The following is a 5533-nucleotide window of genomic DNA, read 5'->3' as shown; positions in this document are numbered from 1 at the left end:
GTAAGATGTACAAATCCAAAAATAAATGGAAAGGTATATACTAATATTCTAAATATATAACTCCAAGTTTTTTTAGAAAATAAATACGAATATAACTTATTATATCTTAATGGTAGTCTGAATATTAGTTCTTCAATTAAAGGAACAAGTATAACTACTGATAGTGTTGTAATCCATACTGTATTTGCACTATATTGTATTCTCTCAATATCTTTTGGCAATGAATTATTGTCAATTAAGTAAATAAGTGTAAACATTATGGGTAATGAAACAATTATATCCAAAAGAATTGTATTTAAAATGTAGTTTAAATTATTTTTGAATGAAATATTTTCTGATCTTACATCATTAGGGTTTCGATAAAAATTGATTAGTTCTTGTAAATATTTTTTCATTAATATATTGAAGTTATGTACGATTACAGCTAACGGAAAAAGTATTGGCGAAGTGCGGGCTTAATTTGAACAAATGTTCAAGTTCAGACCAAACGGAGCCGATGCTTTTTCAGATAAGCTAAGTTATGAAAAAAGATTATATGAAAAGCAGCGGCGGCTAAATTTTTCAAATCTTTCTATTATACATTTAACCCCGCATTTTGCCAATACAATGTTAGCAGAAGTCCTAATTTATCAATATGCTTGGATTAAAACCTCTGATGGAATATGTAATTTTTCTGTTAATTTTCGAATCATTTCAAGTGATAATTTTCTTTTTTTACTCAAAATTTCACTAGCTCTACTTTTCAGTCCAATTACTTCCGCTAAATCATTTTGTGAATAGTTCAATTGTTCCATTCTGAATTTTATCGCTTCAATTGGATCTGGAAGTTCAATAGGGAAGTGTTCTGATTCATATTTATCAATCAGAATTCCCAAAATTTCTAATTCGTCTCCTTCTTTTGTTCCAGGATTTGCATCAAAAATTACTTCAAGTCTTTCTAAAGCTTGAAAATAATCTTGTTCTGTTTTTATTGGTTTCAATTTCATTTTTCTAAATTTTATTTGCGTCAATTTTATCATATTCGGCGTGAGTTCCAATAAATCGAATCCACATCATCTGATAATTGAAATTAATTTTTACAATTAATCTATAATTATTCCCCTTTATGTTAAAACAAACTCTATTATCTTCTAAAATACTTGCGCTTGGATATTCGGCTTTCAATTCATTTAGATTTTTCCAAATTCCATTGTCAGCTTCTTGATACCACGATTTCAATTGTTGCTCACAATCGGAATGTTTTTCCCAAAACTCGCGTAATATTTTCTTTGCAATAACTCTCAATTATTATTCTTTTGTACAAATATAATAATTTTTCCCAAATTGGGAATTTATTATTTAAAATTGTTCTGAAGTCTGTTTGGGAAGGATTTCTGCTAACGAAAAAGTATTGGCGAAGTGCGGGCTTAATATGAACAAATGTTCAAGTTCAGACCAAACGGAGCCGATGCTTTTTCAGATTGTCTAAATTAAGAAAAAAAACAATATGAAAAGCAGCGGCGGATAAATATTACAAATCTTTCTATTATACATTTAACCCCGCATTTTGCCAATACAATGTTATCCGCAGTATTTTTTTATATCTCTATTTTGTTTTTGAATACAATTACTAAAGAATAATCTTTTTTTTGTTTATTTGGTAGCAAATATGCAAAAGTCAGTTCCGATATTTGTCCATTATCATTGAATAATAATTTCTTGGATTGAGAAATGGTATTATATGTTTCTGTTTGTTGTGTTTCAGATTCTTTAATTTTGAATGCGTGATTTTCAAAAAGTGAAAATAATCTATTAAATTCAAAAATCAAGTCATCTTCATTATTGAAAACAAATCTTTCATTTATTTCAAAAGCATTATTTTTTTCTTGATGTTCATTTTGACTAATTAAAATTTGTCCATTTACAATTGCAGATTTTATTAATTTGTTTTCTTTGATTTTTGCAGAATATATTTTCGTATTTCCTCCTGTCCAATTAACTCCATTATTAACACCAAACTCAAATTTTAAGTCAGAATTTTTAATCATTAAATTTATATTCTGATTTACATCTAAATTCTGAAATAGTTTATTTAATTCAACATTCACTTTATTTTGACTAAACATTAATATGCTAATTATTGTAAATATGGTTGTTAGAGCGGTTCTCATAATATTGCAGATAACGGAAAAAGTATTGGCGAAGTGCGGGCTTAAGTTGAACAAATGTTCAAGTTCAGACCAAATGGAGCCGATGCTTTTTCTTGGAACTAAATTACAAAAAAATGTGGAAAGTAAAAGCAGCGGCGGATAAATATTTCTACTTTTTCTACTTTATATTTAACCCCGCATTTTGCCAATACAATGTTAACTGCAGTAAGATTTTTTTCTAATCGTAATGAAACCTACATTTTGCAATTAAGATTTCATTTTCTTGATATTTATAAATTAATCTGTGTTCATCATCGATTCGGCGAGACCAAAATCCAGAATATTTATGTTTTAAAGGCTCTGGTTTTCCAATTCCTTCAAATGGATTTCTTGAAATATCTTTTAGAAGATCATTGATTCGTTTCAATTTCTTTTTATCAGTTTTCTGCCAATACAAATAATCTTCCCAAGATTCGTCTACAAAAGTATATTTCATAATTACTCTTCAATTAAATCCTTTGAAAATGATTTTGCGCTTTTCAATTTTTCAATTGCTGAATCCAAACGCATTTCGTTTTTTCTCGATGATAATTCATAATTAGTTGCCATCAAAGAATTATACTCCTCTAATGACATTACAACAATTCCCGAATCTTTTCCACGATTGATAATTAGAGTTTCAAAATTTTTTGCAACTCTATCTAAATATGATTTTATGTCTTTTCTAAAATCAGAAACACTTGCAATTAGCATAATTTTGTATTTTTATTTGTACAAATATATGTACAAATTTTCTAAATTACAAACTATGCGGAATTTTGGAATCTTATTGCAGTTAACGGAAAAAGTATTGGCGAAGTGCGGGCTGGATTTAACTGAAAGTTCAATTCAAACCAGTTGAAGCCAATATTTTTTCAATGGAACTAAGTTAAACAAAAATGTGGAATTGAGAAATATTGGCGGATAAAGGAATAGAGTAGTTGTATTTTGTATTTAACCCCGCATTTTGCCAATACACTGTTATGCGAGGTTTCTTTATTTGATAATTACTTGTACTTCTTTAGATTCGTCAATAATTATTTTTGCGGTTTCATACTTTGGAGGAATTCCAAAAATCCTTTTTTTGTTGTTCGAGAAACCTGTGTTTTTTGGAATACCTAATTTATTTTTATCCATTTTACTATCATAGTTTGTGTCTTGAAAACAAGCAATAGCAAGTTCTCCTTTTGGAATTCCATAGAATACTTTTCGAGTTTTTGTGTCTTTAATGGGAAGAATACCACTTAGAAAACCTTTATAGTTGCTAAAATTCTCTTCTCCTTTTATCAAGGTAAACCAAATATTTCCTGTTATTTTCTTGGTTAAAAACTCTACAATAAGATCTGTGTATTTGTTTTTGTAAATTTCATCAACCACAATTTGGTTTGGATTCATTTGATGGTTATTCGCTTTTTCAAGTTGGATTTCAAAATTCATCATTTTAATAGTTTTAGATAAAAGCATTAAGTTGTAATATGATGAATAGGGTCTGAATTTAATAACGTCTGTATTTATTGGTGAGAATGTGATTGCCGAATTTTGGTCAAAATTAAGTTCAGATAAGGATATTTTCTTGACATTTTCGTTTTCAAATGATTTGAAATGAATTTCCAAGTTATCAATATCATAAACGATGCTCCAAAATGTTTTGTAGTTTGGTCTATTTTCACGTACTAAATCTAATTTTGAAAACGCATCATTGACTCTTAATTCATCCACATTTAGATTACTTTTTAAAATACTGTATCTGTCAAATGCGTTTCTTGAATTTACATCTATATTCTTAACGTTTGAAAAATAGTCTTTAGAATCCTTGAATATTTCATTTGTAATAACTTGATGTTTTTCTATATTTCTGTTTACGATTGCTTTACCATTTACGAAATCAATGACTGCCGAAGTTCCAGTTTTATCAGCAAGGAAATAATGAATTTTTGCGATGGGTTTTATTGCTAAATTATTTACATTTTCAACAACTTCATCAACAGAAGCATAATTATCTAGTTGATATTGAATCCACTCTAGTTCAGAAATTGTTTTATTTTTATTGTCTTGATATTCAGTTGATTCTAGCCAAAGTTGCTCAATTACTAAACCTTTTTCATTTATTCCACCGTAGGGAAATTCTTTGCCATTTTGATTAAATGTAACTGAGCCATATTTAGATATCCAATCTGCAACATTTTCTCCTCTAAAACCATAGGCATATTTTTTCTGTCCTTTATTATTTTTTAATAGATAACCATCTCCAGAATTCCAATCAAAATTTTTTGCAAATAATTTAGGTTTGGAATTAAAGAAAAATGCTGAACACGCAAACGAATATGTTGTAAATAGAGTAGTGAGTAATAAGAGTAAGTTTTTTCTCATACATTAAGTTTTTTGTAAAAGTAATTACTCTCTGTTTAAAATATATGTCACTTTTGTGACAAAATTTTTGATCGTAATCTACTTAGGGATTGACGTTCAATTCCCAAATATGAAGCTAATTGAGTTAACGTTACACGATTTGCAATAGTTTTGTTTTCATTTAAAAATCTTAAATATCTTTCTTCTGCATTTTCAAATAGGAAACTTTCATATTTATTTGTCCTTGTTTCTAAAGCCCATTCCGCAATTTTTCTTCCAAAACTTGCGAAATTGCTATAAGTTTCATAGGCTGTTTTTACAGTTTTATAAGGAATGGAAATCACTACACCGTCCTCTAAACATTCAAAATTATATTTTGTTTTATGCTGTTTGATGAAAGCCAAATAATCCGTAGCAAATTGATTTTCTGCAAAAAATGCGTTGGTAATTTCCTTGCCATTAGAGTCTACAAAGTAAGAACGCATTAATCCCGAAAAAATAAAACCGATAGATTTTTGAACTTCACCTTCATCAATGTAGATTTCTTTTTTCTTGAGTTCTAGTATTTTGATATTTGAATTTACGAATTCAAGCTCTTCATCAGATAATTCTGGGACTATCTTTCTATAAGAGTTTAAATAATGTTGTATCTCGCTTTTCAAATTTGGTTCTTGATTTATTTGTAAGTTCTTTGATGGGTGGTCTCAAATTGCTAGTGCAACTTTTTGTTTTTGTAAAAGTATTATTTTTTTGGATGATTTTAATAAAATTTGGATAACTTTTTTAGCCTTTTGAGGGCAAAAAGTTACCCACATTTTATTTCCACCGACAACAACAGTGTTTTTCATTGTAATTGATTTAAAATTAGACTATTAAATACATCTTTCGGGGTTTGATAATCCAAAACCTTTCGCGGTCTTTCATTAAGCTGTTCTTGAACTTCTTTTATACGCTTTTTAGTGATGGTATTAAAGTCAGTTCCTTTCGGGAAATAATCTCTTACCAAACCATTCGAG

9 protein-coding genes and 1 pseudogene are annotated in these 5533 nt (G+C 28.4%); all 10 read right to left on the bottom strand.

What is annotated here, in order from left to right:
* Nucleotides 1-395, bottom strand: a 395-nt coding sequence (locus AC5XHR_RS13555) for a hypothetical protein (protein ID WP_495951320.1), incomplete at its 3' end; no start/stop codon positions are given.
* Between the two features lie 234 nt (nt 396-629).
* Entirely contained in the window at nt 630-986 is a 357-nt protein-coding gene (locus AC5XHR_RS13550) for a helix-turn-helix domain-containing protein (RefSeq protein WP_495951319.1), read from the bottom strand.
* 4 nt (nt 987-990) lie between these two features.
* Nucleotides 991-1284, bottom strand: a complete 294-nt coding sequence (locus tag AC5XHR_RS13545; RefSeq protein ID WP_495951318.1) for a type II toxin-antitoxin system HigB family toxin — start codon at nt 1282-1284, stop codon at nt 991-993.
* 293 nt (nt 1285-1577) lie between these two features.
* Nucleotides 1578-2105, bottom strand: a complete 528-nt coding sequence (locus AC5XHR_RS13540) for a hypothetical protein (RefSeq protein WP_495951317.1) — start codon at nt 2103-2105, stop codon at nt 1578-1580.
* A gap of 262 nt (nt 2106-2367) precedes the next feature.
* Entirely contained in the window at nt 2368-2625 is a 258-nt protein-coding gene (locus tag AC5XHR_RS13535; RefSeq protein ID WP_079665345.1) for a Txe/YoeB family addiction module toxin, read from the bottom strand.
* 2 nt (nt 2626-2627) lie between these two features.
* Nucleotides 2628-2882, bottom strand: a complete 255-nt coding sequence (locus AC5XHR_RS13530; RefSeq protein WP_495951316.1) for a type II toxin-antitoxin system Phd/YefM family antitoxin — start codon at nt 2880-2882, stop codon at nt 2628-2630.
* A 282-nt stretch (nt 2883-3164) separates the two neighbouring features.
* Entirely contained in the window at nt 3165-4538 is a 1374-nt protein-coding gene (locus AC5XHR_RS13525) for a DUF2141 domain-containing protein (protein WP_495951315.1), read from the bottom strand.
* A 47-nt stretch (nt 4539-4585) separates the two neighbouring features.
* On the bottom strand, nt 4586-5179 hold the full coding sequence (locus AC5XHR_RS13520) for a Crp/Fnr family transcriptional regulator (protein WP_495951314.1): 594 nt from the start codon (nt 5177-5179) through the stop codon (nt 4586-4588).
* A 42-nt stretch (nt 5180-5221) separates the two neighbouring features.
* Complete coding sequence (locus AC5XHR_RS13515) at nt 5222-5365, bottom strand: hypothetical protein (protein WP_495951313.1); 144 nt, start codon at nt 5363-5365, stop codon at nt 5222-5224.
* Nucleotides 5362-5533: pseudogene (locus AC5XHR_RS13510) on the bottom strand (IS30 family transposase); the annotation flags it as partial. The gene AC5XHR_RS13515 and the pseudogene AC5XHR_RS13510, both read right to left, overlap by 4 nt.

Source organism: Kaistella sp. CFF1-2 (genome assembly GCF_059509915.1).
This window is presented reverse-complemented; position numbering and strand designations above follow the sequence as displayed.

What these genes read in the sequence shown, in the direction of transcription:
- AC5XHR_RS13550 (WP_495951319.1), bottom strand. Translation starts at nt 986, where the DNA reads ATGAAATTGAAACCAATAAAAACAGAACAAGATTATTTTCAAGCTTTA.
- AC5XHR_RS13540 (WP_495951317.1), bottom strand. Translation starts at nt 2,105, where the DNA reads ATGTTTAGTCAAAATAAAGTGAATGTTGAATTAAATAAACTATTTCAG.
- AC5XHR_RS13535 (WP_079665345.1), bottom strand. Translation starts at nt 2,625, where the DNA reads ATGAAATATACTTTTGTAGACGAATCTTGGGAAGATTATTTGTATTGG.
- AC5XHR_RS13530 (WP_495951316.1), bottom strand. Translation starts at nt 2,882, where the DNA reads ATGCTAATTGCAAGTGTTTCTGATTTTAGAAAAGACATAAAATCATAT.
- AC5XHR_RS13525 (WP_495951315.1), bottom strand. Translation starts at nt 4,538, where the DNA reads ATGAGAAAAAACTTACTCTTATTACTCACTACTCTATTTACAACATAT.
- AC5XHR_RS13515 (WP_495951313.1), bottom strand. Translation starts at nt 5,365, where the DNA reads ATGAAAAACACTGTTGTTGTCGGTGGAAATAAAATGTGGGTAACTTTT.